The following is a 24,742-nucleotide window of genomic DNA, read 5'->3' on the forward strand; positions in this document are numbered from 1 at the left end:
TCCTAAAATTGAAAATATAAGAATGGATTATAATTATTTCCAATTAAAGCCAAGAATGATAAAAACAATAATACAGGTACTGTTAAAGTATCGATTATATTATAAAAATAGAAGAAGAATTGATTTCCAGTTTTTGATAAATGCGTTAAAGCATTATGCATCATATTACCCAGATTTGTGCATGCTATCATAGAAAATAAAATCAGAAACAAATTTGTTTTTAATTGTGTGATACAAGCCAGATTCACAAATCCACCTGTATTAATACCAATCATTCCACATAAAACTGTTTTCAGTTCGGATAAATTTTCAAACCTGAATATTGTCCATCCCACTACAACCACCAACAGCGTATATATATGACTCCATCCTTTTTTGATTTTATCTTTGTAGACATATCGTTCCATCAATAAGAAAGCCAGATAATACAGACCCCAGAAAATATAATTCCAGCTTGCCCCATGCCATAAACCGGTTAAAAACCATACAATCGCTAAATTACGTATCGTTTTTCTTTTGGACACACGATTTCCTCCTAATGGAATATATACATAATCTCTAAAAAAAGTACTTAAAGATATATGCCATCTCCTCCAGAAATCCTGTACAGAACAAGCAACATAAGGATAATTAAAATTTTCAAGATAGTGGAAGCCAACCATGCGTCCCATACCGATTGCCATATCCGAATAGGCACTAAAATCCAGGTAAATCTGTAATGTATACATGATAACACCTGCCCACAGACCCAATGTCGATTGAGCATGCAAAGCCTGCGTACCTGAAGGCAATAGAGTATCCGCAATGGAAGCACATGAATTGGCAAGAACTGCCTTTTTTGCTAAGCCAATACTAAAACGCCTTATTCCATAATAAACATCATTCAGATTTACTTTTCGATGATCAATTTCATTTGCGACCGTTTCATATCGAACAATAGGCCCAGCAATGCATTGATGAAATAGAGAAGAATACAGCAGTAATTTCCAGAATACTGGCTGAGCTTTTACTTTTTCTTTATATACATCAACATCATAAGATATCAGCTGAAAAGTATAAAAAGAAATTCCAATCGGAAGAACAATTTGCACAATCTCTTTTGGAACATGAAATATATGCTGAATATTTGTTAGAATAAATCCCAGATACTTGAATATACCTAAAACACTTAACATAAAAACCAGATCAAGGATCAGAAATATTTTCTTATATTTTGGATATTTTTCCATCAATAACGCAAAAATCCAGCTAATAAAAGTATCTCCAATCAGCAATATTAAATATCTAGGTCCTCCCCAGGAATAGAAAATTAAAGAAAATGCAAGTAAAATGATATTTCGATATTTCACATTAAAAAAATAAACGATTAGATTACATATCAGAAATACAAACAGAAAAAACAAACTTGAAAATACCATACTTTTTATCCTTCTCTCTATTCGAATTATATAATATTTAAACAAAAAGAAAAGAGGCTTTTTCAAACCTCTTCTCCCAAAAGGATACAATATTCACACTATTTGGAATACTTTAAAGCGTCAGGACCAGTTGCTGAGCTTGAAATACGATAAACGTTTTCAACTCGGTATACGAAAATCTTGCCGTCACCAATATTTCCTGTATATAAAGCTTTCTTGGCTGCTTTAACAACTTTTTCAACTGGAATTTCACTCACAACAACATCCACTTTGATCTTAGGTCTCAGTTCCATGTTTACTTTGGCCCCACGATAGAACTGCTCCTGTCCTTTCTGAACACCACAACCCGATACTTGTGTAACTGTCATTCCACCAATACCAATCGCATCCAATGAGCGCTTTAAAGCATCAAATTTTTCTAAACGAGTAATAATTTCAACTTTATTCATGTCTCCATATCCTGAATAAACAGGCACTGCATCGTTTACATCCACAGCTGGCTGTAAAGAATCTTCCGGAATTTCATAATCAATATCCGATAAGTCAAAACTATCATCTTCTAATAAACTTGTAAAATCATTTGAAATTGAGAATCCTGCATAACTTGATTCCAATCCATGTTCCATAATATCCAAACCAACAATTTCTTCGTGTGCAGAAACACGCAAACCAATTGTTTTATCAATAATTTTAAATGTGATAAACATTGTAATAGCTGTCCATGCTCCAACGGCTAAAATACCTAAACATTGGATCAGGAAGAAATGAATTCCTCCACCATAGAATAAACCTAATACTTCATATCCACTAGTATCTGTACCACAAGCTAACAATCCAGTCATCAATGTTCCTAAAATACCATTGAACATATGAACGGCTACTGCTCCAACTGGATCATCTATTTTTAATTTATAATCTAACAGCCAGACACCAAAGATTACAGCCAAACCTGAAACAACACCTTCAATTACAGCTCCAAAAGCATTGATGTAATCACATCCAGCTGTTACACAAACCAAACCAGCCAAGGATGCGTTCAAACACATTGAAACATCCGGTTTTCCATATTTGATCCAAGTAAAGATCATACATGTTACAGTCGCAACTGCAGGAGCAATTGTAGTTGTCGCAAAAATTGTAGATAACTGAACAGAATTTGTAGCCGCAGCCCCATTAAATCCATACCATCCAAACCATAAGATAAAACATCCTAATGCACCTAATGTAATATTATGACCTGGAATCCCATGTGGTTTTCCTTCTTTATCAAATTTTCCAATACGAGGTCCTAACATCTTAGCTCCAATTAAAGCCGTTAACCCACCAACAAAGTGAATCGCTGCACTTCCCGCAAAATCATGGAATCCAATCTGAGCAAGCCATCCACCTCCCCAGATCCAGTGTGCTTCAATTGGATATACAATCAAACTGATCACAAAACTATAAATACAATAAGAAATGAATTTTGTACGCTCTGCCATAGCTCCGGATACAATTGTAGCTGCTGTGGCACAGAACACCAGGTTAAATACTAAGCTTGACCAATCGGTTCCCGCAAAGTTAAACAATGGTGCTTCTCCCCATCCAATAAAACCTGCAACGTCCTGCCCACATAATAGACTGTAACCTAAAATCAGAAAAGCAACTGTTCCCAGACAAAAGTCCATTAAGTTCTTCATAATGATGTTTCCGGCATTTTTAGCTCGAGTAAATCCGGCCTCCACCATTGCGAATCCAGCTTGCATAAAGAAGACTAATGCAGCCCCAATCAGAAACCAGATCCCAAATACTTGACTCAAAATTTCTTCCATATCTTTTCCTCCTCAAATAAAAAAAGGGAGCTTCAAACATTTCTGTTCAAAGCTCCTTTGCTTTTATTTATGCTCGAATTTTACAACCACTTATTCACTCTGTCAACATTTTTTTGTAAAAATTTTCATAATTATAATGTAATCGTTTTCATTGCGGTTTATGATATAATTCTATCATGAAAATAATAATATCTCCTGCTAAACAGATGAAACCGGTTGACTTAAACCTGAAGATGAGTGCTCCTGTATTTCTGGATAAAACAAACGAACTTGTCCATCACATTCAAAATTTAAATTATGAATCCTTAAAAAATCACTTAAAATGTTCAGATTCTTTAGCCTTACAGGCTTATGAACTCTATCAGACTTTTGGACAACAGGAAACTTCACCTGCTTTACTCACCTATGCAGGCATTCAATACCAATATATGCATGCTCAGATTTTTGATGATCAAGAATTGTCTTTCCTTCAGGATCATCTTTATATTTTGTCGGCATTGTATGGTTTATTAAAACCATTGGATGAAATTCGCTGTTATCGACTGGAAATGCAGGCAAAAATTCCATTTCGTCTATACGATTTCTGGAAAGACAATCTCGCAAATGAGATCAAAGATCCCATCATTTTAAATCTGGCTAGTGAAGAATACGCAAAATGCATTCGTAAATACAAAAAACTGATTGATGTTCGATTTGTGGAAAAACATAAAGAAAAATATGTTGAAAAAGGAGTCTATGCAAAAATGGCAAGAGGGGCTATGGTGCGTTTTATAGCTGTCAATCAGATTGAGAACATAGAAAAGATTAAAGAATTTAATGAATTTGATTATACATATGCTCCAGAAATGAGCAATGAATGTTTATATGTATTTAAAAGAAATTAGCACTTATATATTGACAGTGCTATTTTTTGTGGTATCATATTAGCAGATAAAGAATTAGAGTGCTAATTCTAGGAGGAATTTTTATGAGATATAACCCTTATCAACTGTTTGAAAACGATCTTTTTGAAAATACATATAGCCGAAGTGATGTTTTAAAAACCGATATTCATGAAAAAGACGGATATTATATTTTAAATATAGAAGTACCTGGTTTTAAAAAAGAAGACATTCGTATTGAATTAAAAGAAGGAACATTAAAGATTTCTGCATCCAGAAATATCGAAAAGAATCTGGAAGGTAAAATCATTCGTCAGGAACGTTTCAGTGGAACGTATTCAAGAAGTTTTTATGTAGGAGAAGCCATCATTCCACAAGACATAAAAGCTTCATTTGATAATGGAGAATTGATCATCACTTTACCAACTGAAAAACAGAAAGAAAAACAAGGCAGACAATTGATCAACATTGAGTAAGGTCTAAATTGACCTTACTCTTTTGCGATTTCTACCTTTATTTTTTTATTTTTAATTGTTTTTAATGATTGAATCACTAAATTTCCTTTTCCATTTAAAATGTCTACATAGCTTTGATGATTGTGAATCTGAATGATTCCTATATCTTCAAATGTGATTCCATCAATCTGACATAAAGCCCCTAATATATCTTTTGCACGAATTTTTTTTGATTTTCCTGCATTTATATAAATTTTTGTGATATTTTTAATCAAATCTGAATCTTTTTTTGAATTATATCGAGCTCTTTTTGATAAAGAAGATAAATCTATATTTCCATCCAGATCTTTACATTCAATAAGGATCGATAATTCTTCCTGTAATTTTAATTTCTTTTCCTGATCCATTTCACTGATAAAAGTTATAGCTTTTCCAGATTCATTGACTCTAGCACTTCTTCCAATGCGATGAATATAAGAAAAAGAAGTATCTGGCATATCATAATTGATGATACAATCCACTTTCTGTATATCAATTCCTCTGGAACATACATCTGTAGAAATCAGAATTCGAATTTTACCTTCTTTAAAATCTTTCATGATTTCAAAACGCTTTTCCTGTATTAAACCTGCATGAAGTCTTTGACAATTCACCTGATACGATTTCAATAATTCATACACTTCTTCACATCGATTCTGCGTTCTACAGAACACAATACAAGATTCAGGAAGTATACAGGATAAACATTGACACAGTTTAATATTCTTTTCCTTTTCTAAAACCGAATAAAAAGTTTCTTCAATCTTATTTTTTTCCTGTTCAATTTGAATAAATACAGGATCTTTTAATAGATCTTTAGCTATTTCTTTAATTTTTAAAGGATAAGTGGCACTAAAAATAGCACTGCAGATATCTTCTGGAAGATAGGATATGATTTTATAAATATCTTCGATAAAATCTTTGTTTAACATTTCATCGGCTTCATCCAGAATCAGATAATTAACCGATTCAACATTTAAATTTCCATTTTCAATATGATCCAATAACCTTCCTGGAGTCCCAATACATACATGCACTCTTTGTTTCAGATCCAGAACCTGATCCTGGTAAGACTGTTTTCCAGTTATACACAATGCTTTGATTTTCTTTAAACGACCCATTCGATCAAATTCTTCTTTGATCTGTAAAGCCAATTCTCGTGTAGGAGCCAATACAATTGCCTGTACAGATTTCTTATCAACTTCAAAAGAATCTATTAAAGGAAGCACAAAGCTTAATGTCTTTCCACTTCCTGTTTTTGACTGTATGATACAGTCTTTTTTTTGTTTCAGTACAGGAATAACCTGATTCTGAACCGGAAGCATCAATTCATACCCCAATGCTTCCAATGTTTTTAAAATGGTTTCATCCTGAATATATTTATTAAAAGTCATCATTTCTCCTGAAAAAACTCAATTTCTTCTCCAATGGGACCGATACAGAATCCCACACGAACAAAATAATCTTTTCCTATACAAACATCTTTCGGTTCCATAAGAATCGAATATCCTTCCTGTTTTATTCGATTTATCATTTCATCGCAATCCTCCACTAGAAACGCAAAATGACGGGTCACTCCTTTTCCCAATTGTTTTTAATCTTTTAGAAACAATTCGATCCTTATATTTTCAGTTTTAAAAGAATTCCATTCTCCCATTGTTTTAGAACATCCATTTCCATTAACCCTGTATAAAAATTAATTGCTTTTTTATATTGTATTTGATTTAGACGTCATAGAAATATGATGTATCCCCAATATTGTCATTATATCTCCTTAATTTCAATTATTTCCTGTTTTGTATCGATATCTTCTGGAGAAATTGGACAATCGATATATTCTGCTTCTCCTGTCTGATGATCATACGGATCTTTTCGCATATATTTTTTATCTGGAACCAATGGCTGAAGCACTTCTCTTGCACTTGGAATACGATAAGGATCCAGATGTCCAAAATAGAATTCTCTTTTTATATCCTTATGATTTCGATACGCACTTCCACCAAAAGAACAGTCGGCATATAACCATCCATAAGGAGCTACATAAAATTGTGCCCAGTCATGGTTTCCTATCATATTAGGATGTGCATACAAACCCGCCTGCCATCGAGCCGGAATATGAGCAATTCGACACAAAGTGATAAAAAGACTGGCCTGAATCCCACAATCTCCCTTTAAGCTGGTAGCCGCAAATTCAGGAATGGATGGTAAAGTCATATAAGCTGGAACAAAAGAATACGTCACATGACTGGTTATATAATCATAAATTCTTTTTGCTTTTAACAGCGGATTGGTTTCTTCTTTAACAATCTGATTACATAGCTGTTTTAAATATGTGGTAAATACATAATGAGGTTCTCTTTGATCCAGATATAAAGAATATCCATCGTCATAAACTTTTGATGGATCCAACTCTTCATAGATCATATGATTCACAAATTCATATTCCACATAGAATTCCATATCTTTTTTATATTCACATTCAAAATAAACCGAACGATGATTGACACTTTCGTCATTTACCCTTCCTTTTTCTGACATAGAAAGAATTTTAAAATCTTCTACTTGTGCATATTCAACCGGAATCGGTAACCATACACGAATTCGATTTCCTTCTTTCTGATCTTTTACTTTTAATGACACTTTAACATGAATCTTCACTTTCATTTCTTTTTCATCCATTAATTTTTGAATCGTAGAATCTAAAATAACATCTTCTTTTTCTTTACAGTCACTTCGATTTCGATAATTTGAATGAACTTTAATTAAATTGTCATAAATATCATCTTTAAACATCATAATGCCTTGAATAAATATAAATTCAAACGCATTCTCTTTAAACAATGTATCAAATTCTTCTTCTGTAAAATCTTTAATATGACTTTGAATCAATGAAAAAGCCTGTTCTTTTGTATAAATAAAGGATTTAGGATATTCTTTCAAAACTTCTTTTTCCAGTAAAAGTCTTTCTTTCAATCCATCGGGAATGTCTTTTTTTAAGCGTTGATCAATCATTTCATTAACCAGATCAAACTGACCATTTGCCTTTAATAATTCCAGATCGTAAGGAAGAGGTGTTCTTAAACTATTCATTTTCATAATTTACCTCAATTTCAATGCATCCATCTATCGCTTCTTTTTTTAACTGTTCAATAATTTTTATTCCTGCACTGGTACCTATTCGACTGGCTCCATAAGAAAGCATTTCTTTAAACGTATTCGCATCTCGAATTCCTCCGGATGCCTTTACATTGACACTGTTTCCAACAGTCTGTTTCATCAAAGCAATTGCTTCGATTGTTGCACCTTTATCCGCAAAACCAGTAGAAGTTTTCACAAAATCAATTTTGACTTCTTTGGCGATTTCACAAATTTTTACTATTTCTTCATCTGTTAAATAAGCCGTTTCTAAAATTACTTTACAGATTTTATGATGCTGATGCGATACATCTGTAATGGCTTTCATTTCTTTTTTTACGTATTCCCAGTTTTTTGATTTTACTTCCGTAATATTTAACTGATAATCGATTTCATCTGCACCATTTTCAATCGCATCTTTTGTTTCAAACACTTTTGATTCAATACTTGTCTGTCCTAAAGGAAAGCCAATAGCTGCTCCTGTATGAATGCTTGTTCCTTTCAATATTTCATGACAGTAAGCCGTTTGTCCTGAATTGATGGCAACCATCGCAAAATGATAAGATAAAGCTTCTTCACATAATTTTTTCATATCTTCTTTTGTCGCATAGGCTTTAACATTGGTATGATCAATCAGCCTGCAGCATTGTTCAATTGTAAATTTCTTTTTCATAAAGTTTCTCCATTTTCTTTATTCATTATATCACCTTTTTGATATAATGAATAAAGAGGTATTCAAATATGTATGAAGTTAAACCTATTTTCTATTGTCCTTTATGGGGTGATCATCGTCTTTTAGAATATGGTTCCAATCAGAAAAATACAGGAATCATCTATACAGTAAGTGGTATTGATTCTATTAATTGTCAGATTAAAAATGAAAACGAATGTACCACTTTAAAAGAAAAAACCGATTCTAATCCTGAACTTTTCGGCTTATTATCAGGTGAATGTTTTCCGGTAATTATTGCTTTTGACTCCTGCAAAGAATCTGTCAGTTTTCAGATTCATCCCACTGACGAATATGCCAGAGAAAAATTATCTTTGCCTTATGGAAAAAGTGAAGCCTGGTATTTTATAGAGGCTCCTGAACAAAACTGGATCTATGCTCAGACAAAAAAAGAAGATATTCAAAAAGATATCGAGAACAATTCTTTTGATTTTGTTGATAAAATCGATGTCAAAGAAAACGATCTGATTTATATTCGATCCGGTATGGTTCATGCCCTTACTAAAGGTTCTCTTATTTATGAAATTCAGCAGTCCACCAATATAACTTATCGACTATACGATTACGATCGCATAGATCCTATAACTCATAAAAAAAGAGAACTTCATATTCAACAGGCTTTGGAAAATCTAAATCCTTCTCTAAAAGTGGACCAGAAAAACTTTCCAGTTCATTCACAGGGAAATTATAGAGAATTTTCATTAGTTCATACCATTTTAAAAGATTCCTATACAAATGAATCCACTATTGTCTGTGCGATATCGGTATTAAAAGGAACTCTGATTGTCAATCATATTAAAATTGATCAGGGAAAAAGTATACTGGTTCTTCCAGAAGAAACCATTACGATTCAACAAGAAGCTGAGGTAATGATTGCCATCTGTCATCCTTATTTTCGTAACATTTAATATTTTTTTAAGATTGTTTATTCAATATATTTAAATTCATCTGTTAAATTATGTACAGGTGATCAATATGATAAAACAGAAAAAGATATTTTATTTAGGATTTTTCATTGTCTGGTTTTTATATTTTCAATATCTGGAAAAGAATGTGTCTTTTTTTATTCCAACCAATTTATCAATTGATGATCGAATACCTTTTTTACCTGTATTTATCATTCCTTATTTAATCTGGTTTGTATATGTTGGAATTACTTATTTATATTTTTATAAAAAAGACAATGATACTTTTATAAAAATGGCTAAATTTATTTCCATAGGTATGACGATCTTTTTAATCATCTGTACTTTTTTTCCAAATGGACTGGATAATTTTCGTATCCCGATTAAAGATCCGTCCAATCTTTTTGAAACATTGACTTATTATATGCAGCTTCATGATACATCTACCAATGTATTTCCCAGTATGCATGTATATAATTCTTTAGGTGTAACCATTGCGATCTGTCATTATCAAGGATTTAAACATAAAAAAATGATACGTCTATTCTGTATCATCTTATGTATTTTAATCTGTTTATCCACTTTATTTCTAAAACAGCATTCTTTACTGGATGTCATCGCTTCGGGTATCCTGGCAATATCGATATACTATCTGATCTATAAATAAATAAGAATTATTTGATTCTGCCATTTTAAAGACCTTTAGAATTCCTTTAAATTCTGAAGGTTCTTTTTCAATCCAAATTTCAAAATGTTCTTTTATAGTACTTAAATAATCATATAAAGAATCTAAATTCAAAATATAATTTAAAGAAAACTGTTGAGATAAATAAAATAACGCTTCTTCTTTTGTATTCTGATCAAATATTAATTTCATAACTCACCTAATAAAGCTGTTCAAATGATTCATAATGATCTTCTGTATAATAGATCGATCCATCATTTCCATATACAATTCGTTTCTCATTTCGATAACCACCTTCATAATCTATATCGCATTCATGATAGATTCCTTCTGGCAACAATTCTTCAAAATTATAATACGTATCTCCTCCTATGCTCATTCCTGGACAGACATTCCATAAATTTCCTTTTGAAGCATCCCATCCAGCATCCATCGCCTCCTGTTTGGTAACATAATTATCTGGTAAATGATCATAAGTATGAATATATAAGGCAACATCTTCTTTTGAAGTATAATATCCTTGTTCGTCCAAAATTGTACCACAAGCTGTCAATAATAAAAAACTAAATAATAAACTAACAATTTTTTTCATATAAATCACCAGACTCAGTATACCACAGTCATACATTTGAATGTATTTTTTATAAAGATATGATAAACTAATAGAGTTTAAAGGAGAAATTATGTTAAAAAAGTATATTATTGTTTTTCTTATATCAATGGTTCCCATTGTTGAATTAAGGGGAGCCATTCCCATTGGAGTTGGTGCTTATAACTTACCCGTTCTGACTACTTTTATTATCTGCATCATTGGAAACATGATTCCCGTTCCTTTTATTTTCCTGTTCGCAAGAAAAGTATTGGAATGGGGACAGGACAAACCTTATATTGGTCCTTTATTCAAATGGTTTATTAAAAAAGGACACAAGGGAGGTCAAAAACTGCAGTCTAAGGCCGGAAGAGGTTTATACTATGCTTTATTCTTATTTGTAGGAATTCCTATTCCAGGAACAGGAGCATGGACCGGAACATTGGCAGCCAGTATTTTAGACCTGGATTTTAAAAAGACTGTTTTTTCGGTTTTAGGCGGTGTCTTACTGGCAGGAATCATTATGGCAGTCAGTTCCTATGGATTATTTGAAATTATCTTTTAAAAACCAGATATTCTGGTTTTTTTTGTGTTAAAATTTATTCATGACAAATTTACCAGAAAACTATCAGAAAAAGATGAAAGATCTTCTACAGGATCAATATGGAAATTATCTTCAGAGTTTTTCAAATCCTGTCGCATATGGATTAAGAATCAATACGACAAAAATTTCTGTAGAAGACTTTTTAAAGATCAGTCCTTTTCATCTGAAACCCATACCATGGACAACCAACGGATTTTACTACGATGAAAACGATAAACCATCAAAACATCCTTTTTATTATGCTGGACTTTATTATCTGCAGGAACCCAGTGCTATGATTCCTGCTCAGGTCCTTCCAATCGAAGAAGGAGACCTTGTGCTGGATGCTTGTGCCGCTCCTGGAGGAAAAAGCACAGAAATCTTAAATAAACTCAATGGAAGTGGCTGTTTGATTTCCAATGATATATCGGCATCCAGAGCACAGGCGCTTTTACATAATATCGAAAAATGGGGATGTCAAAATGTTTTTGTAGCCAGTGAAGACATATCAAAATTATCTTCTTTTTATCCAGACACATTTGATAAAATTTTAATTGATGCTCCCTGTTCTGGAGAAGGAATGTTTCATAAAGATCCTTCTTTAATAAAAAGCTGGATTGAAAGAGGAAATCAATATTATGTTTCTATTCAAAAAGAAATTGTGAAAAGTGCTCTATCGATGTTAAAAGAAGGCGGACAAATGGTATATTCTACCTGTACGTTTTCAAAAGAAGAAAATGAAGATATCATTGATTATATGTTATCTATATGTCCTCAATTAAAATTATTGTCTATTGATTTATATGATTCTTTTGAAAGAGGAATTCAACATCCAGAATGTATACGAATTTATCCTCATAAAGTAAAAGGAGAAGGTCATTTTACCACTCTGTTACAAAAAGGAGAAAAACAATCAAAAGAAAAACAGATTGTATCGATAAATTCCATTCAAAATGAATGGATACAAGATTTTTTTTCTCATGTGAATAAAACATTTTCGAATGGAACTTTTGAAATCCGTAAAGAAAAACTCTATTTTATTCCCAATTTTAATACCAAAAGAATTCGATTGTTACGTTCAGGTTTATATATTGGAGACTGTAAAAAGAATCGTTTTGAGCCTTCTCAGGCGTTTGCGATGCATTTGAAAAAAGAAGAATTTGATTCCACAATTGATTTTTCAAAAGAAGATGAAAGAGTCATTCGATATTTAAAAGGAGAAACCATTCAGGTTTCATCAAAATTAAAAGGATGGGTTCTTATATGTGTAGAAGGATATCCTCTTGGCTTTGGAAAAATCGATAAAGGAACGATAAAAAATAAATATGCACAAGGATGGAGATGGAAATGAGACTGGATAAATTTTTAGCGGACATGCAGATTGGAACAAGAAGTGAAGTCAAAAAACTGATTCAGAAAGGACATGTTTCAATCAATGATCAGATTGTTAAGAAAGTTGATACGAAAGTAGATGAAGAAACCATTGTATATGTAGATGGATTACGTGTAGATTATGTTTCTTATGAGTATTATTTACTCAATAAACCCGCAGGCTTTTTATCTGCTACTCAAGATTCCCATTATCCTGTGGTAATGGAACTGGTTCCATGCATTCGAAAAGATGTAGGAATCGTTGGTCGACTGGATAAAGATACAGAAGGTCTTTTATTGTTGACAAACGATGGAGAATTGAATCATCGTTTATTATCTTCTAAAAATCATGTTTTAAAAAAGTATTATGTTCAGGTAGATACCGATATACCTGATAATGCAGAAGATGTATTCTCTAAGCCAATTGTTTTTGAAGAGTTTACTTCCCTTCCTGCAGAATTTGAATACATTGATAATCGCAGTGCCTACTTAACGATATGTGAAGGAAAATATCATCAGGTCAAAAGAATGTTTGAAAAAATCGGGTGTACAGTTACCTATTTAAAGCGGGTACAATTTGGTTCTTTGACATTGGATGGACTGGAAAGTGGCCAATACCGTACGTTAACCGAAGAAGAAATAAAGGATTTATATGAATATTGATCAAAAAATACAAGCCATTCAGGCTTTAATGAAAAAAAAGAATATAGATACTTATTATGTTTCCACCCGAGATGATCATAACAGTGAATTTATTCATCCATATTTTCGCTGTATAGAATATTTAACTGGTTTTACCGGATCCAATGCACATCTCATTATTACAGATAAAGAATGTCGCTTTTATACCGATGGTCGTTATACAATACAGGCAAAAAAAGAATTAAAAGATACCTGTATCCAAATCATAGAAGACGAAAACTTTCTTCAATATTTAAAAACAAGAAAACATATTGGTCTAGATGGAAAAAAAGTCACAAAATCATTTGTGGATGAAATAGGTTCTGTAACCTCCATTGATTTTATTTCTGAAATCTGGAACGATCGTCCTGATTTTCCAATGGTTCCAATTTTTATACTGGATGAAAAATATGCTGGTAAAAGTTTTGAAGAAAAAAGAGAAGAAGTTTTAAAAAGATGTAAATCCAATATTCATCTTCTTACAAACTTAGATGATATTGCCTGGCTTTTAAACTGCAGAGGATATGATGCGACAAGCAACCCTGTCTTTTTATCTTATTTATTATTGAATTCGAACCAGACCGTTTTATATATAAAAAAAGATAAAATAAAAGACGATTCTTATTTTAAAAACCATCACATTCAGATCAAAGATTATTTAGAAATCTATAAAGACATAAAACAGATACAAGAGCCTGTTACTGTGGATGAAAATCAGGTGAATTATGAACTGATTTCAAAAATCAAACACCCAGTATTTCAAACCAATCCCAGTGAATTGATAAAAGCCTGTAAAAATAAAATAGAAATCGAAAACATTCGACAATGTCAGATTCTGGATTGTGCAGCTCTAACCAAATTTATTTACTGGCTAAAAACAAATGTCAGAACCAAAACCATTACAGAATATGATGCGGTTAAAAAGCTTCATGATTTTAGAAAAGTCTTACCTGGATATATTGAAGTCAACTATGGAAGTATATGTGCTTATAATGAAAATGGAGCCATGATGCATTACCAGCCTTCCAAAGACCATTCTTCTATTTTAAAACCAGAAGGTAGTTTTCTGGTGGATTCAGGAGGACAATATTTAAATGGAACCACGGATATCACAAGAACATTTTCTTTAGGAAAAGTATCCGATGAATTTAAAAAAGACTTCACAACTGTTTTAAAATCGCATATTCAGTTATCCAAAACAAAATTCTTATATGGATGTTCTGGAATTCAGCTGGATATACTGGCAAGGCAGCCTATATGGAATGAAGATCTGGACTATCAATGTGGAACAGGTCATGGACTAGGTTTCTGTTTAAATGTTCATGAAGGCCCTCATGGAATTCGCTGGTATAAAACCGATACTCGAAAAGAAGATACCATCTTAGAAGAAGGTATGGTTGTGACAAATGAACCAGGAATCTATAAAGAAAATCAATATGGCATTCGAATTGAAAATGATATGGTTGTTCAAAAAGGAAATAAAAACATGTATGGTCAGTTTATGTATTTTGAAACATTAAGTTATGTTCCCATCGATTTAGATTGTATTGATCTTTCTTTACTGGATAAATCTGAAATAGAATGGCTAAATCAATATCATCATAAAACCTATCAATTACTAAGTCCTTATTTAAATAAAGAAGAAAAAGAATGGTTAAAAGAATATACTAAAAAACTCGCTTAAAAAGCGAGCTTTTTTGAATACAATTCTGTCAAAATCCCAACCCATATCATAATCAAATTCCCTGTACTGAAAACAAACAAATGGGATGACATTCATATTCTATTTCTATTATATACTAAAATAGAAAAAGATAGGATCCATGCCCCCATTTACATAAAAAATAGCCTGATTGGTTTTTATCTTTTGTAGTCTTTTATCCTCTATGATTCTGTATAAAGTTTAAAATATCATGTCTTAACATTCGATACTCTTCCTGATTGGCACGAATGTCCATATACATCTCCAATTGTTTCTCATATTCTTTTTCTAACATCAATACAGTTAATTCTCTTTGTTTCTTTACACTTCTTTTATAGAAAAGATATAAAATTCCAAATTGAAACAAAAATAAAAAGAAATGTAGAATTGTAACCATATAACCTTTATAAATTAAGCAAGCAACACTAAAGTATAAAATAATCATCTGATTAACATATAAAAGAATCAGCAATACATTTTCTTTTAAATAAACAAACCAATGTTTTGATATAAACTGAATGCATATTGTATATAAAATAAAATCGAATAAAAATTGAATGATATAAAACCAGAAAGGAAAATCCATCATTGTCATCTGATTTACTTTCCCAATGAATATATTAAAGAATCCTATTAAAATCAGTTCTCCAAAACACATTACAGTTGCCAATACCACATAAGCTAGAATAATTCGATATAAAGATGCTTCTTTTCTAAAATAAAGATATAATCCCATCAAAAATATCAGACCCCATACAAACTTCAATCCCAACTGATTTTTTAATAAACTTCCAACCGGATTAAAAATAAAATGAAACCCAAATAGAATCAACAAAAAATCTTTTATCTTATGTTTTGAATGTAAAAAATACACCAAAAAATAACCATAATTTATTTCCTGCAACAGAAAAATAAAATTCATATATAGAAAATCATTCATTTTAACCTCTATGATTCTGTATAAAGTTTAAAATATCATGTCTTAACATTCGATATTCCTCCTGATTGGCACGAATATCCATATACATCTCCAATTGTTTCTCATATTCTTTTTCTAACATCCACATTGTAATCTCATTCTGTTTTATCAGACTTCTTTTATACAATATAATTAATAAAACCAATTGAAAAAGAAATAAAAATATCTGTATCAAGAAAATATAGACTATATATTTCGAATTTGTTAAATACAATAAACATCCAGCTGAAAAATAAGAAATAATTGCCTGGTTGATATATAAGAAAATTAAATAGATGTTTTCTTTTAAAAATATTAAATATCGCTTTGAAAATAATTTTAAAGACAATGTGAACAAAATAAAATATAAAATACCTTGTATACAATATAAATACATTGGATAACTCAACATATCAATATGTGACAGATCGTAATTAATCAGATGTAGATATCCCAATAATATTAATTCCGTAAAACTCATGACCACAACCATAATCATATAAGATGTTAAGATTTTAAATACTGAACTTTTTTTATGATATAAAAACCAGATGCTCAATAAAGAAATCGTTCCCCAGATAAATTTAAATATAATATTATTCTGAAGTTCATAAGCAATCGGATCATATACAAAATGATACATGAATAAAATAAGAAAGAAATCCCGTTTTTTATTTTCTGAATCAAAAAAATGAACTATAAAGTAACAATAATTTAATTCCTGAATTAGAAAAATAAAATGTAAATATAAATTTGTATATCCTGCCATATCCCTAGTCCTTTATCTTCAAAGATACAAAAGAAGATACTTGTTGACTGGAAATATCAGTCTCAAATATTCCATCATATTCTTTACAGTATTTTTCAATGATCTTTAAGCCGATTCCATGTTCTTCTGGCTTTTCTTTTAAACTTTTCTCTATACTGGTATTTTCCAGACAGGAGTTTTGAACTTCAATTAACAAATACCCTCTTTTTACATTCATTTTTAAATTCACAAAACGTCTTGAAAACTTAACCTGTTCACAAGCTTCTATAGCATTATCCAGTAAATTTCCTAAAACTGAAATCAATACAATATTATCTATATTTAAATTAGAAGGAATCACAATATCAATTGAATATTTAATATGCAGTTTCTTCATCAGCATCACTTTGTTGTAGACAATAGAATCAACGATCTTATTATCCGTATAAAACATAAATAAAGATTCATAATGCGTTTTAATATATTCGTCAATCTGTTTGGTTGAAGTAATATCCTGGTTATACAATTCTTTTTGAAGTTTTAATTCCAGTTCCCCTAAATCTTTGCTCATCTGCATTGTCGCTACTATATGCTGATTCTGTATTTCTTTCTGTTTCAATATAATTTCTTTTTCGGCATTTTCTTTTGATTGCTGATCAAATTTTTTTGTGATTTTATACAATAGATATAAAGAATAAGAACCTACAATAATTAATACTGCCAGTAAGATCACATTCACTGTTTTTGCTTTGCTCATCCAGAATAAAGGGGCAAAACCGGTCATAATGAGCTCACATAGAATAAATATCAAAATATCTTTTTCTTTTAAAATTATTTTTATCGCATTCATACTACAATCCTTTTAAAAACATCTGAAAGCTATATTCTGTTTCTTTTAAACGAGAACGACTGATGGGAACATAAGAGTGATCTTTTAAAATAAATTCTTTTTTATTAAATTCTTTTACATTCATAAAATTTACGATATAACATTGATGACACTGATGGAAATATCCATTTAATTTAGGAAATAATGCCTGAAAATCATCCAATACCCGGTAAGTATGATCTTTACACTTGATTAAACTGTATCGTTTGATTCTTTCTATGGAATAAATATCACTTAAAGGAACAACAAATGTATCCATTCCTGATTTAAAAGAAATGGTACGACTGTTGTTATTATAAATCTGTATCGCTTTTTCTAAAGCATCTTTTAAACGTCTTTCCAGTTCTGGTTTATAAATGAAGTAACAATGATCTACCTCAAATATATCAGTTACTTTTTCCAGATAATTGCTGATAAACAATACAATGGGCTGTTCAAACAGATGATTGATTTTTTTGGCAATATCAATTCCACTGACTTTATTCTGTAAAACAATATCCAATATAAAAATAAAATTACGATTTTTATTTTTACAGAAAGATATCATTTCTTTTTCATCTGTAAATGTATAAATATTAACTTCTTTTAAATTCATATTTTCAATGCATTTTTTTATTCTTTCAATCTGATGAATCTGATCATCACATATCGCAATATAAATCATAAAACAAACCTCTTGGTAGTATTATAATATCCAAATCAATCTTTCGTAAATTTATTTTATTGAAATTATACAAATAAAGTTCATCTTTAATAGATGAACTTGTTTAATCTTTTATAAATTTCACATGAGAATAAACATAAAAGGAAATCAGGAAAGATTGTAAGGAAACAGTTGATAAATGCCATTATAATTCCAATAGGCTGCTGATAAAAAATATACATCATAAAACAATAATAGAAAAAACCACAGAAATAATAGGATAATAAACCGGCTATGGTTTTCTTTATGGTAGTTGTCTGTATGGAATTCATCACATAAACGGCCACCAGAAAACCGAAAAGAAAACCGAAAGTTGGTTTTAGTAGATATCCAATTCCTCCTCCAGAAGCAAAAACAGGTGCTCCTGATAATCCTAAACATAAATAAGTCATTAAAGTAAGACAGGCATGTTTTCTGTTCAGTAAAAGAGCACATAGTAAAACAAACAGCCATTGTAAAGTAAAATGCATTCCTATAAAATCCAAAGGAATCTGAATTTTAGAACCAATCGCAATTAAAGCGGTAAATAAAGCCATATATGTCACATCTTTAGTTTTCATGATGACAAATAAGCTCCTTTAATGATTCATAACTGGCCTGTTTTGCTTCATATATATGTTTTACTCCAAATTCCTTTAAACGTTCTGTTGTTTTCTTTCCTATAGAATAGGCCACTCCCTTTTCTTTAAATTCTTCTAAATTTGAAATCGAATTTAAAAACAAAGATACATTGTTAGCACATGTAAAAATAACAGGATACTTTACATTCATCGATGGAATCAAACAAGGGTCGTTACGATATACACTCACTTTATGATAGTTGCATTTATCTATTAACTGATCGATTTCATCTTTTTTATCGGATGAAAAATAATACACTGTCTGGTCTGAATTTATTATTAATTCATTCAACAATGTATCCGCATTATAAATAGATGGAATAAAATCGGCCTGAATGCCATAGGATTTTAAATGCTGTGCACTTTTCTTTCCTACTACTGCAAATTTTGTATGTGAATATTTTCGTATGTCCTCTATATATTTAAAGAAACCATCTATTCCATACTGACTTGTAAAAAGTATTATATCTGGAATTTCCTGGATTTTATATGGAATCATTTCAATTTGAGAAACCATTATTTCATGAACAATATAAGAATCCAGTAAAGCCGCTAATCTGGATTTCTGTTTTCCAATTTTAGGAAGAACCAATTCTGTTTTTTCTGAATAAAGCTTTGAATTTTCCTGATGATAAGAAACGCATTTTCCTACAATAATAATAGCAGGAGAAGAAACAGAAATAGATTCATTCTGAATATCTTTTAAAGTTGAAAACTGATTCTGATTGGATTCCATGCAAACATTAGACAATATGCCAATGGGCATATTTTCATCCATGCCATGCTGTATTAAATTCTTAGCGATTTCTTTTACTTTTTTTAAACCCATTAAAAACACAAGCGTTTCTTTTGATTTGGATAAAGATTCAAAATCAATATCCATATATTCTCCTTTTGAATTATGAGCGGTAATCACATGAAATCCATTGGATACGTTTCGATGAGTTAATGGAATCTGAAGTGAACCAGGTCCTGCAATAGAAGAAGATAAACCAGATATGATTTCATATGGAATTCCTTTTGATCTTAGATACTGTACTTCTTCATATCCTCTTCCAAACACAAAAGGATCTCCTCCTTTTAAACGAACCACAATTTTATACTGCAGTGCTTTTTGAACCATTAATTCATTGATCTGATCCTGTTTTAAAGTATGATTATGACTGGCTTTTCCAACATAAATACATTCACAATCTTCTTTTGTATATTGTAGTAATTTCTGAGGAATCAATCGATCGTATAATATACAGTCCGCTTTTTTTACCACTTCCAATGCTTTTAAAGTAACATTTCCAATATTTCCAGGTCCTGCTCCCGTTATGTAAACCATTCCAGACATCTGTTTGCGTATGTCTTTGGCCACTTGTCTGGCAACCTGTTCAGGATCTTTTCCGGTACAACAAGCTGTATATAAATGGTCTAAACCAAATAATCCATGAAAAGTAATCTGTCCTTTTTCTACTTTTGCATACCCTCCTATAGGATTCTGACAGGAGCTGTTCATCTCCTTTAAAAAAGCTCTTTCTGTCTGTATTTCCAGATCACTTGTTTCATCACAAAAGACATTCACCATTTCCAGTAATTCTATATTATCTTCTCTTAATTCAATTGCTAAAGCCCCCTGACAGCAGGAAGGAATCATTTGCTGGTAAGGCAATTCTTTATAATTCACATCCAGATTCAATCTTTCAATTCCCGCCTTTGCCAGAATCAGACCTTCCAGGTCCTGTTCTTTCATCTTTTTAAGACGAGTATCTACATTTCCTCTTATATCCACCACTTCTATGTCTTTATAGAGCTGCTGGATCTGTTTCTTTCGGCGAATGCTTCCTGTAGCTACTACACCTTTTTCATTAAAGTTCTCATGATTCAAGATCAATACATCATGATTATCGGCTCGTTTCCATGTTTTTGATAAAACCAATCCATGTTTTAACTGACAAGGAAGATCTTTCATAGAATGTACAGCCATCTGGATTGTTCCATCCAGTAATTGCTGTTCAATTTCATTGATAAACAATCCATTCCCTCCAATTTGCGACAATGGTTTTAAATTCGAATCTCCCTGGGTATGAATCACAACAATTTCAAACTGATGAAAAGGATATGCTTTTTCTAAAACATCCACAACCGAATGCGTTTGTATCAAAGCCAGTTTAGATCCTCTGGTTCCAACTTTTATATGCATAAATCACCTATTTTTCTAATTGATTATATAAAAACTCTTTCAATATTTCTTTACGAGTCTGTCCATCTACACTTTTTAATTCTTTACGAATCATTTCCATTCTATCATTTATTTCCCCTAATTGACGGGTTACAATCGATTCATTTTCTTTTTTCAAATACTGACAAATTACAGGATTTTTTCCAGAAGAAGAAAAAGCTGCTACTACATCTTTCTGTTTAATATAAGATGGAAATATAAATGTACAGTCTTCTTTCTGATCCACTGCATTGACTAAAATGTTTCTTTTTTTACATTCCAATGATATTTTATGATTCAATTGTGAATCGTTGGTAGCTGCCACAACAATGTTAAATCCATCCAGATCCTGTATTTCAAATTCTTTAGTCACATCACTGTTTTCCTGTTTTGAAAGGACTGTTACCTTTGCTCCAAATTCCTTTAATATTTTTATTTTATTTTGGGCAATAGGACCTGAGCCAACAACCAGTGCTTTACAATCTGTGATATCTATAAAAAAAGGAAAATATGCCATGAAAATATTGTAGCATAATCTTTTTAATTAGTTTATCATTAAAGAAAAGGAATGGTATACATTATGAATCAATATAAAAATGAATTACCTGAATTTATTGAAAAAACAGATTTATTCTATTCTGGACAGATGAATATGAAAGAATACAAAGGATTTTCTGGATTTTATGGATCCTATTCTCAAAAAGGTGGAAAAGCTAGTATGCTTCGTTTACGTATGCCAGGTGGTGTGATTTCAAAAGAAACATTTAATTTTGTAGTAAATACAATGAAAGAATACAATGTTTCCCGTGCTCACTTTACAACTTGTCAAACCATTCAGTTGCATGATCTGACAAAAGAACAACTGTATCCGATTTATGAAAATGTACTGGACTTTGGTATTGTTCCATTAGGCGGTGGAGGTGATTTTCCTAGAAATGTCATGTGTTCTCCATTATCCGGTGTTCAAAAAGATGAATGTTTTGATGTTTTACCATATGCGAAAAAAGCCAGTGACTATTTATTGACTTTAATCAAAGCAGAAAAAATGCCTCGTAAATTAAAAGTGGGCTTTTCGAATTCAAAAGACAATGTAACACATGCCACTTTTAGAGATCTGGGATTTGTTGCTTGCCAGGATGGTACATTTGATGTCTATTGTGCTGGAGGTTTGGGAAACAATCCACGTTTTGGTCTGCAGGTCGCAACAAAGGTAAATCCGGAAAACATTCTATATTATATTAAAGCGATGCGTGACACTTTCCTTCAACATGGAAATTATACCAATCGAGCAAAAGCACGTACTCGTTATATGATTGAAGCTGTTGGTGGAAATGACGCCTTCATTGAAATCTTTAATAAAAACCTTGATGAAGCTTTCAAAGAAGATTTAAAAATTGAAGTTTATCCTTCCATTGTTTCAAAAAAAGGAGAAGGTTCTATAGAAGGATATACAATTCTTCCTCAGAAACAGGATGGACTGTATTCTGTACTTTACCATCCAATTGGTGGTTCTCCAGATTTAAATACATTAATTGCTTTAAATGAAACCATTCAGAATATGGAAGACGTACAGCTTCGTTTATCCCCAGATGAATCTTGTTACATCATTAATTTAACAGCTAAAGAAGCTAAACTGGTACAGGATGTTATTTCCAGTGACAATGCACAATCTTTATTTGAAACCTCTGTTTCCTGTATCGGTGCCAGCACATGTCAGGTTGGTTTAAGAGATTCACAGGCTCTTCTACAGAATTGTATACAAGCCGTGCGTCAAGCCAATATTCCTTGTCAATCGTTATGTCAGATTCATATTTCTGGCTGTCCATCTTCTTGTGGAACCCATCAGATTGGACAAATTGGATTTAGAGGACATACAAAACTGGTGGATAAAAAACCAGCGTCTGCTTTTATGTTATATATTTGCGGAAACGACAGACAAGGTGAAGAAACAATGGGAAAAGAAGTGGGTGCCATCCTTCAGGATAAGATTCCTGAATTCTTAGTAGAACTAGGTACGATCATCACAAATGACCATTGCACATTTAATGAATGGATTCAAAAAAATCCAGATGGTATTGAAAAAATTGCACAAAAATACATTTAAACTCTGTTATATACAGAGTTTTTTTGCATAAGAGGGCATTTTTTTACATAAGATGTTATAATCTTTTTATAAAAGAGGTTTATAATATGTTATTTAAAGAATTATCAAAGGATGAGTTTCAACAATTTTCAAATGCTTATCCCAACAACAATTTCTGGCAGACAACCAATATGGCTCAAATGCGAGAAAACAGAGGCTATTCAACTTCTTATGTAGGCATTATCGATCAGAATCATATTATCGCTGCCTGCATGTTGTCTTTTGTTCCAATATTTCGTTCTTATTCTTATTGTAAAATAATGAGAGGTCCTCTACTAGATTTCACAGATCTTAAACTTTTTGATTTTTTCCATCATCATTTAATTCCTTATTTAAAAAAGAAAAAATGTCTCTATCTACATATGGATCCTTACATCCCCTATAAAGAAAGAGATATTCATGGAAACATTGTTGAAAATGGATATAATTTTGATTACATTTTTCAACATTTGTTAAAAACAGGTTATTCCCATGAAGGATTTACTCGTGGCATTGACCCTTTAAGAGAACCACGGTGGATGTATACCATTGATACCGATTCCATTACAAAAGAACAATGTTTAAAAAGAATGGAAAGAAAAGCACAAAGAAGTATACAACATGTCATTCGATACAACATTCAAATTCATGAAATGGATTTAAATCATCTTCACATTTATAAAAATGTAATCAGAGATACCACTTTACGAAGAGGCTTTGAATTCAGAGAAGATGGTTATTATGAAAATGTATACAATTCTTTTAATAAAGATGGTTATGTACAATTTTTATATGCACAGATGGACATGATGGATTATATTCATAGTTTAGAAGAAGATCTTCAAAAAAATCAGAACGTTATATCGCAATCGCAAAAAAGACTTTCACAGCAGGAAAGTCCAAAAATCCGCAGAAAAATGGATTTGGCACAACAACAGGTAAATCAGATTATAAAAAAAATGGAAAAAGGCCATCAGATCATAGAAGAAGATGGACAGAATATTATATTGGCTGCTGGATTATTTTTCACTTATGGACAGGAAGTTTTGTGTCTAATGAGTGGAGTTTATGAAAAATACATGCAGTATTGTTCTCCATACGCCCTTCACTGGCATATGCTTCAATACTGTATCGATCATGGTTTTAAACGATATAATTTATATGGAATCAGTGGAATCTTTGATGACTCTGCAGAAGATTATGGGGTATATTTATTTAAAAAAGGATTTAATGGCAATGTGATACAACCCTAGTCAAGTAGACATGGGAAATATTTAAAAATCTCATCGATCAACAACCCATTCCACTTTGGTTTGGGTTGTTTTTTATTTCTTCTATAATCATTTCTTTTTGATGTTTCTTCTTTGATTCAATTTCATTCCAGTATCTTACATATCTTACTGATGGAATAATTGGATATTGTGTAAATTCCTTTTGTTCTAAAGATTCTTTTCGTACTTGTCCACATGTTTTACCATTCAATCTTTTTTGAGGATAATGATTGATGTAAT

Annotated in this window: 26 protein-coding genes; 10 read left to right on the forward strand and 16 right to left on the reverse strand. The window is 31.4% G+C overall.

What is annotated here, in order from left to right; all coding sequences use genetic code 11:
• Nucleotides 1-2: 2 nt before the first annotated feature.
• Entirely contained in the window at nucleotides 3-1,349 is a 1,347-nt protein-coding gene (locus FYJ50_RS07430) for an MBOAT family protein (protein ID WP_205946473.1), read from the reverse strand.
• A gap of 167 nt (nucleotides 1,350-1,516) precedes the next feature.
• Nucleotides 1,517-3,229, reverse strand: coding sequence for an ammonium transporter (locus FYJ50_RS07435; RefSeq protein WP_154460639.1), 1,713 nt, complete (start codon nucleotides 3,227-3,229; stop codon nucleotides 1,517-1,519).
• Between the two features lie 176 nt (nucleotides 3,230-3,405).
• Here FYJ50_RS07435 and yaaA point away from each other — a divergent pair, with 176 nt between their 5' ends.
• Both yaaA and FYJ50_RS07445 read left to right on the forward strand, forming a co-directional pair.
• Complete coding sequence (yaaA, locus tag FYJ50_RS07440) at nucleotides 3,406-4,113, forward strand: peroxide stress protein YaaA (protein WP_154460640.1); 708 nt, start codon at nucleotides 3,406-3,408, stop codon at nucleotides 4,111-4,113.
• Nucleotides 4,114-4,196: 83 nt separating this feature from the next.
• The gene (locus tag FYJ50_RS07445) at nucleotides 4,197-4,586 is read left to right on the forward strand and encodes an Hsp20/alpha crystallin family protein (RefSeq protein ID WP_154460642.1); all 390 of its coding nucleotides are present in this window, start codon (nucleotides 4,197-4,199) and stop codon (nucleotides 4,584-4,586) included.
• A 14-nt stretch (nucleotides 4,587-4,600) separates the two neighbouring features.
• On the opposite strand, the gene FYJ50_RS07450 is transcribed toward FYJ50_RS07445, so the two are convergent.
• The 4 genes from FYJ50_RS07450 to deoC all read right to left on the reverse strand — a co-directional run bounded on the left by FYJ50_RS07450 (nucleotide 4,601) and on the right by deoC (nucleotide 8,412).
• The gene (locus tag FYJ50_RS07450; RefSeq protein ID WP_154460644.1) at nucleotides 4,601-5,998 is read right to left on the reverse strand and encodes a DEAD/DEAH box helicase; all 1,398 of its coding nucleotides are present in this window, start codon (nucleotides 5,996-5,998) and stop codon (nucleotides 4,601-4,603) included.
• Nucleotides 5,998-6,180, reverse strand: coding sequence for a VOC family protein (locus FYJ50_RS07455; protein ID WP_320859988.1), 183 nt, complete (start codon nucleotides 6,178-6,180; stop codon nucleotides 5,998-6,000). The genes FYJ50_RS07450 and FYJ50_RS07455 overlap by 1 nt, the downstream gene beginning before the upstream one ends.
• Before the next feature lie 188 nt (nucleotides 6,181-6,368).
• On the reverse strand, nucleotides 6,369-7,700 hold the full coding sequence (locus tag FYJ50_RS07460) for a transglutaminase-like domain-containing protein (RefSeq protein WP_154460648.1): 1,332 nt from the start codon (nucleotides 7,698-7,700) through the stop codon (nucleotides 6,369-6,371).
• Nucleotides 7,687-8,412 (reverse strand): deoxyribose-phosphate aldolase, encoded by a 726-nt coding sequence (gene deoC / locus FYJ50_RS07465; RefSeq protein ID WP_154460650.1) that lies wholly within the window; start codon nucleotides 8,410-8,412, stop codon nucleotides 7,687-7,689. The genes FYJ50_RS07460 and deoC overlap by 14 nt, the downstream gene beginning before the upstream one ends.
• Nucleotides 8,413-8,480: 68 nt before the next feature.
• Between deoC and FYJ50_RS07470 the strand changes: the two genes are divergently transcribed.
• A complete protein-coding gene (locus FYJ50_RS07470; protein ID WP_154460652.1) occupies nucleotides 8,481-9,377 on the forward strand; it encodes a class I mannose-6-phosphate isomerase in 897 nt (298 codons plus the stop codon).
• A gap of 67 nt (nucleotides 9,378-9,444) precedes the next feature.
• On the forward strand, nucleotides 9,445-10,041 hold the full coding sequence (locus tag FYJ50_RS07475; RefSeq protein WP_154460654.1) for a phosphatase PAP2 family protein: 597 nt from the start codon (nucleotides 9,445-9,447) through the stop codon (nucleotides 10,039-10,041).
• Here the strand turns inward: FYJ50_RS07475 and FYJ50_RS07480 are convergent.
• Both FYJ50_RS07480 and FYJ50_RS07485 read right to left on the reverse strand, forming a co-directional pair.
• Entirely contained in the window at nucleotides 9,979-10,251 is a 273-nt protein-coding gene (locus tag FYJ50_RS07480) for a hypothetical protein (RefSeq protein WP_154460656.1), read from the reverse strand. The two genes, FYJ50_RS07475 and FYJ50_RS07480, sit on opposite strands and share 63 nt — an antisense overlap.
• A 7-nt stretch (nucleotides 10,252-10,258) precedes the next feature.
• Complete coding sequence (locus FYJ50_RS07485; RefSeq protein ID WP_154460658.1) at nucleotides 10,259-10,651, reverse strand: ribonuclease domain-containing protein; 393 nt, start codon at nucleotides 10,649-10,651, stop codon at nucleotides 10,259-10,261.
• A gap of 91 nt (nucleotides 10,652-10,742) precedes the next feature.
• Here FYJ50_RS07485 and FYJ50_RS07490 point away from each other — a divergent pair, with 91 nt between their 5' ends.
• From FYJ50_RS07490 to FYJ50_RS07505, 4 genes are read left to right on the forward strand one after another with little or no spacing between them, the layout of a single operon-like run.
• The gene (locus tag FYJ50_RS07490; RefSeq protein ID WP_154460660.1) at nucleotides 10,743-11,213 is read left to right on the forward strand and encodes a COG2426 family protein; all 471 of its coding nucleotides are present in this window, start codon (nucleotides 10,743-10,745) and stop codon (nucleotides 11,211-11,213) included.
• A gap of 40 nt (nucleotides 11,214-11,253) precedes the next feature.
• Nucleotides 11,254-12,582: an RsmF rRNA methyltransferase first C-terminal domain-containing protein gene (locus FYJ50_RS07495; protein ID WP_154460662.1), complete on the forward strand. Its 1,329-nt coding sequence runs from the start codon at nucleotides 11,254-11,256 to the stop codon at nucleotides 12,580-12,582.
• A complete protein-coding gene (locus FYJ50_RS07500) occupies nucleotides 12,579-13,265 on the forward strand; it encodes a pseudouridine synthase (protein ID WP_205946474.1) in 687 nt (228 codons plus the stop codon). The genes FYJ50_RS07495 and FYJ50_RS07500 overlap by 4 nt, the downstream gene beginning before the upstream one ends.
• Nucleotides 13,255-14,967: an aminopeptidase P family protein gene (locus FYJ50_RS07505; RefSeq protein WP_154460663.1), complete on the forward strand. Its 1,713-nt coding sequence runs from the start codon at nucleotides 13,255-13,257 to the stop codon at nucleotides 14,965-14,967. The genes FYJ50_RS07500 and FYJ50_RS07505 overlap by 11 nt, the downstream gene beginning before the upstream one ends.
• Before the next feature lie 193 nt (nucleotides 14,968-15,160).
• Here the strand turns inward: FYJ50_RS07505 and FYJ50_RS07510 are convergent, their stop codons facing one another.
• The 7 genes from FYJ50_RS07510 to FYJ50_RS07540 all read right to left on the reverse strand — a co-directional run bounded on the left by FYJ50_RS07510 (nucleotide 15,161) and on the right by FYJ50_RS07540 (nucleotide 21,626).
• Nucleotides 15,161-15,862, reverse strand: coding sequence for a hypothetical protein (locus FYJ50_RS07510; RefSeq protein ID WP_205946475.1), 702 nt, complete (start codon nucleotides 15,860-15,862; stop codon nucleotides 15,161-15,163).
• A gap of 64 nt (nucleotides 15,863-15,926) precedes the next feature.
• On the reverse strand, nucleotides 15,927-16,712 hold the full coding sequence (locus FYJ50_RS07515; protein ID WP_154460666.1) for a hypothetical protein: 786 nt from the start codon (nucleotides 16,710-16,712) through the stop codon (nucleotides 15,927-15,929).
• 4 nt (nucleotides 16,713-16,716) lie between these two features.
• A complete protein-coding gene (locus FYJ50_RS07520; RefSeq protein ID WP_154460668.1) occupies nucleotides 16,717-17,541 on the reverse strand; it encodes an ATP-binding protein in 825 nt (274 codons plus the stop codon).
• Between the two features lies 1 nt (nucleotide 17,542).
• Nucleotides 17,543-18,244, reverse strand: coding sequence for a LytR/AlgR family response regulator transcription factor (locus tag FYJ50_RS07525; RefSeq protein ID WP_154460669.1), 702 nt, complete (start codon nucleotides 18,242-18,244; stop codon nucleotides 17,543-17,545).
• 86 nt (nucleotides 18,245-18,330) lie between these two features.
• Entirely contained in the window at nucleotides 18,331-18,843 is a 513-nt protein-coding gene (locus FYJ50_RS07530; RefSeq protein WP_154460670.1) for a biotin transporter BioY, read from the reverse strand.
• Nucleotides 18,833-21,091: a uroporphyrinogen-III C-methyltransferase gene (gene cobA, locus FYJ50_RS07535; protein WP_154460671.1), complete on the reverse strand. Its 2,259-nt coding sequence runs from the start codon at nucleotides 21,089-21,091 to the stop codon at nucleotides 18,833-18,835. Before cobA ends, FYJ50_RS07530 begins: the two co-directional genes overlap by 11 nt.
• Before the next feature lie 7 nt (nucleotides 21,092-21,098).
• Entirely contained in the window at nucleotides 21,099-21,626 is a 528-nt protein-coding gene (locus FYJ50_RS07540; RefSeq protein WP_154460672.1) for a precorrin-2 dehydrogenase/sirohydrochlorin ferrochelatase family protein, read from the reverse strand.
• Between the two features lie 63 nt (nucleotides 21,627-21,689).
• On the opposite strand from FYJ50_RS07540, the gene FYJ50_RS07545 reads away from it, so the two are divergent.
• Nucleotides 21,690-23,213 carry a nitrite/sulfite reductase gene (locus tag FYJ50_RS07545; protein WP_235900946.1) on the forward strand — a complete coding sequence of 508 codons (1,524 nt, stop codon included), beginning with the start codon at nucleotides 21,690-21,692 and terminating at the stop codon, nucleotides 23,211-23,213.
• Between the two features lie 86 nt (nucleotides 23,214-23,299).
• Nucleotides 23,300-24,484: a peptidoglycan bridge formation glycyltransferase FemA/FemB family protein gene (locus tag FYJ50_RS07550; protein WP_154460674.1), complete on the forward strand. Its 1,185-nt coding sequence runs from the start codon at nucleotides 23,300-23,302 to the stop codon at nucleotides 24,482-24,484.
• 37 nt (nucleotides 24,485-24,521) lie between these two features.
• Here FYJ50_RS07550 and FYJ50_RS07555 read toward each other — a convergent pair.
• A partial coding sequence (locus FYJ50_RS07555) for a hypothetical protein (RefSeq protein WP_205946476.1) occupies nucleotides 24,522-24,742 on the reverse strand: 221 nt, incomplete at its 5' end.

This window comes from Floccifex porci, assembly GCF_009696175.1.
In the GTDB taxonomy this organism is placed as follows: domain Bacteria; phylum Bacillota_I; class Bacilli_A; order Erysipelotrichales; family Erysipelotrichaceae; genus Floccifex; species Floccifex porci.

What these genes read in the sequence shown, in the direction of transcription:
- FYJ50_RS07490 (WP_154460660.1), top strand. Translation starts at nt 10,743, where the DNA reads ATGTTAAAAAAGTATATTATTGTTTTTCTTATATCAATGGTTCCCATT.
- FYJ50_RS07460 (WP_154460648.1), bottom strand. Translation starts at nt 7,700, where the DNA reads ATGAAAATGAATAGTTTAAGAACACCTCTTCCTTACGATCTGGAATTA.
- FYJ50_RS07515 (WP_154460666.1), bottom strand. Translation starts at nt 16,712, where the DNA reads ATGGCAGGATATACAAATTTATATTTACATTTTATTTTTCTAATTCAG.
- FYJ50_RS07450 (WP_154460644.1), bottom strand. Translation starts at nt 5,998, where the DNA reads ATGACTTTTAATAAATATATTCAGGATGAAACCATTTTAAAAACATTG.
- deoC (WP_154460650.1), bottom strand. Translation starts at nt 8,412, where the DNA reads ATGAAAAAGAAATTTACAATTGAACAATGCTGCAGGCTGATTGATCAT.
- FYJ50_RS07500 (WP_205946474.1), top strand. Translation starts at nt 12,579, where the DNA reads ATGAGACTGGATAAATTTTTAGCGGACATGCAGATTGGAACAAGAAGT.
- FYJ50_RS07445 (WP_154460642.1), top strand. Translation starts at nt 4,197, where the DNA reads ATGAGATATAACCCTTATCAACTGTTTGAAAACGATCTTTTTGAAAAT.
- FYJ50_RS07540 (WP_154460672.1), bottom strand. Translation starts at nt 21,626, where the DNA reads ATGGCATATTTTCCTTTTTTTATAGATATCACAGATTGTAAAGCACTG.
- FYJ50_RS07505 (WP_154460663.1), top strand. Translation starts at nt 13,255, where the DNA reads ATGAATATTGATCAAAAAATACAAGCCATTCAGGCTTTAATGAAAAAA.
- FYJ50_RS07520 (WP_154460668.1), bottom strand. Translation starts at nt 17,541, where the DNA reads ATGAATGCGATAAAAATAATTTTAAAAGAAAAAGATATTTTGATATTT.
- FYJ50_RS07475 (WP_154460654.1), top strand. Translation starts at nt 9,445, where the DNA reads ATGATAAAACAGAAAAAGATATTTTATTTAGGATTTTTCATTGTCTGG.
- yaaA (WP_154460640.1), top strand. Translation starts at nt 3,406, where the DNA reads ATGAAAATAATAATATCTCCTGCTAAACAGATGAAACCGGTTGACTTA.
- FYJ50_RS07495 (WP_154460662.1), top strand. Translation starts at nt 11,254, where the DNA reads ATGACAAATTTACCAGAAAACTATCAGAAAAAGATGAAAGATCTTCTA.
- FYJ50_RS07550 (WP_154460674.1), top strand. Translation starts at nt 23,300, where the DNA reads ATGTTATTTAAAGAATTATCAAAGGATGAGTTTCAACAATTTTCAAAT.
- FYJ50_RS07480 (WP_154460656.1), bottom strand. Translation starts at nt 10,251, where the DNA reads ATGAAATTAATATTTGATCAGAATACAAAAGAAGAAGCGTTATTTTAT.
- FYJ50_RS07530 (WP_154460670.1), bottom strand. Translation starts at nt 18,843, where the DNA reads ATGAAAACTAAAGATGTGACATATATGGCTTTATTTACCGCTTTAATT.
- FYJ50_RS07485 (WP_154460658.1), bottom strand. Translation starts at nt 10,651, where the DNA reads ATGAAAAAAATTGTTAGTTTATTATTTAGTTTTTTATTATTGACAGCT.
- FYJ50_RS07435 (WP_154460639.1), bottom strand. Translation starts at nt 3,229, where the DNA reads ATGGAAGAAATTTTGAGTCAAGTATTTGGGATCTGGTTTCTGATTGGG.
- cobA (WP_154460671.1), bottom strand. Translation starts at nt 21,091, where the DNA reads ATGCATATAAAAGTTGGAACCAGAGGATCTAAACTGGCTTTGATACAA.
- FYJ50_RS07525 (WP_154460669.1), bottom strand. Translation starts at nt 18,244, where the DNA reads ATGATTTATATTGCGATATGTGATGATCAGATTCATCAGATTGAAAGA.
- FYJ50_RS07470 (WP_154460652.1), top strand. Translation starts at nt 8,481, where the DNA reads ATGTATGAAGTTAAACCTATTTTCTATTGTCCTTTATGGGGTGATCAT.
- FYJ50_RS07545 (WP_235900946.1), top strand. Translation starts at nt 21,690, where the DNA reads ATGAATCAATATAAAAATGAATTACCTGAATTTATTGAAAAAACAGAT.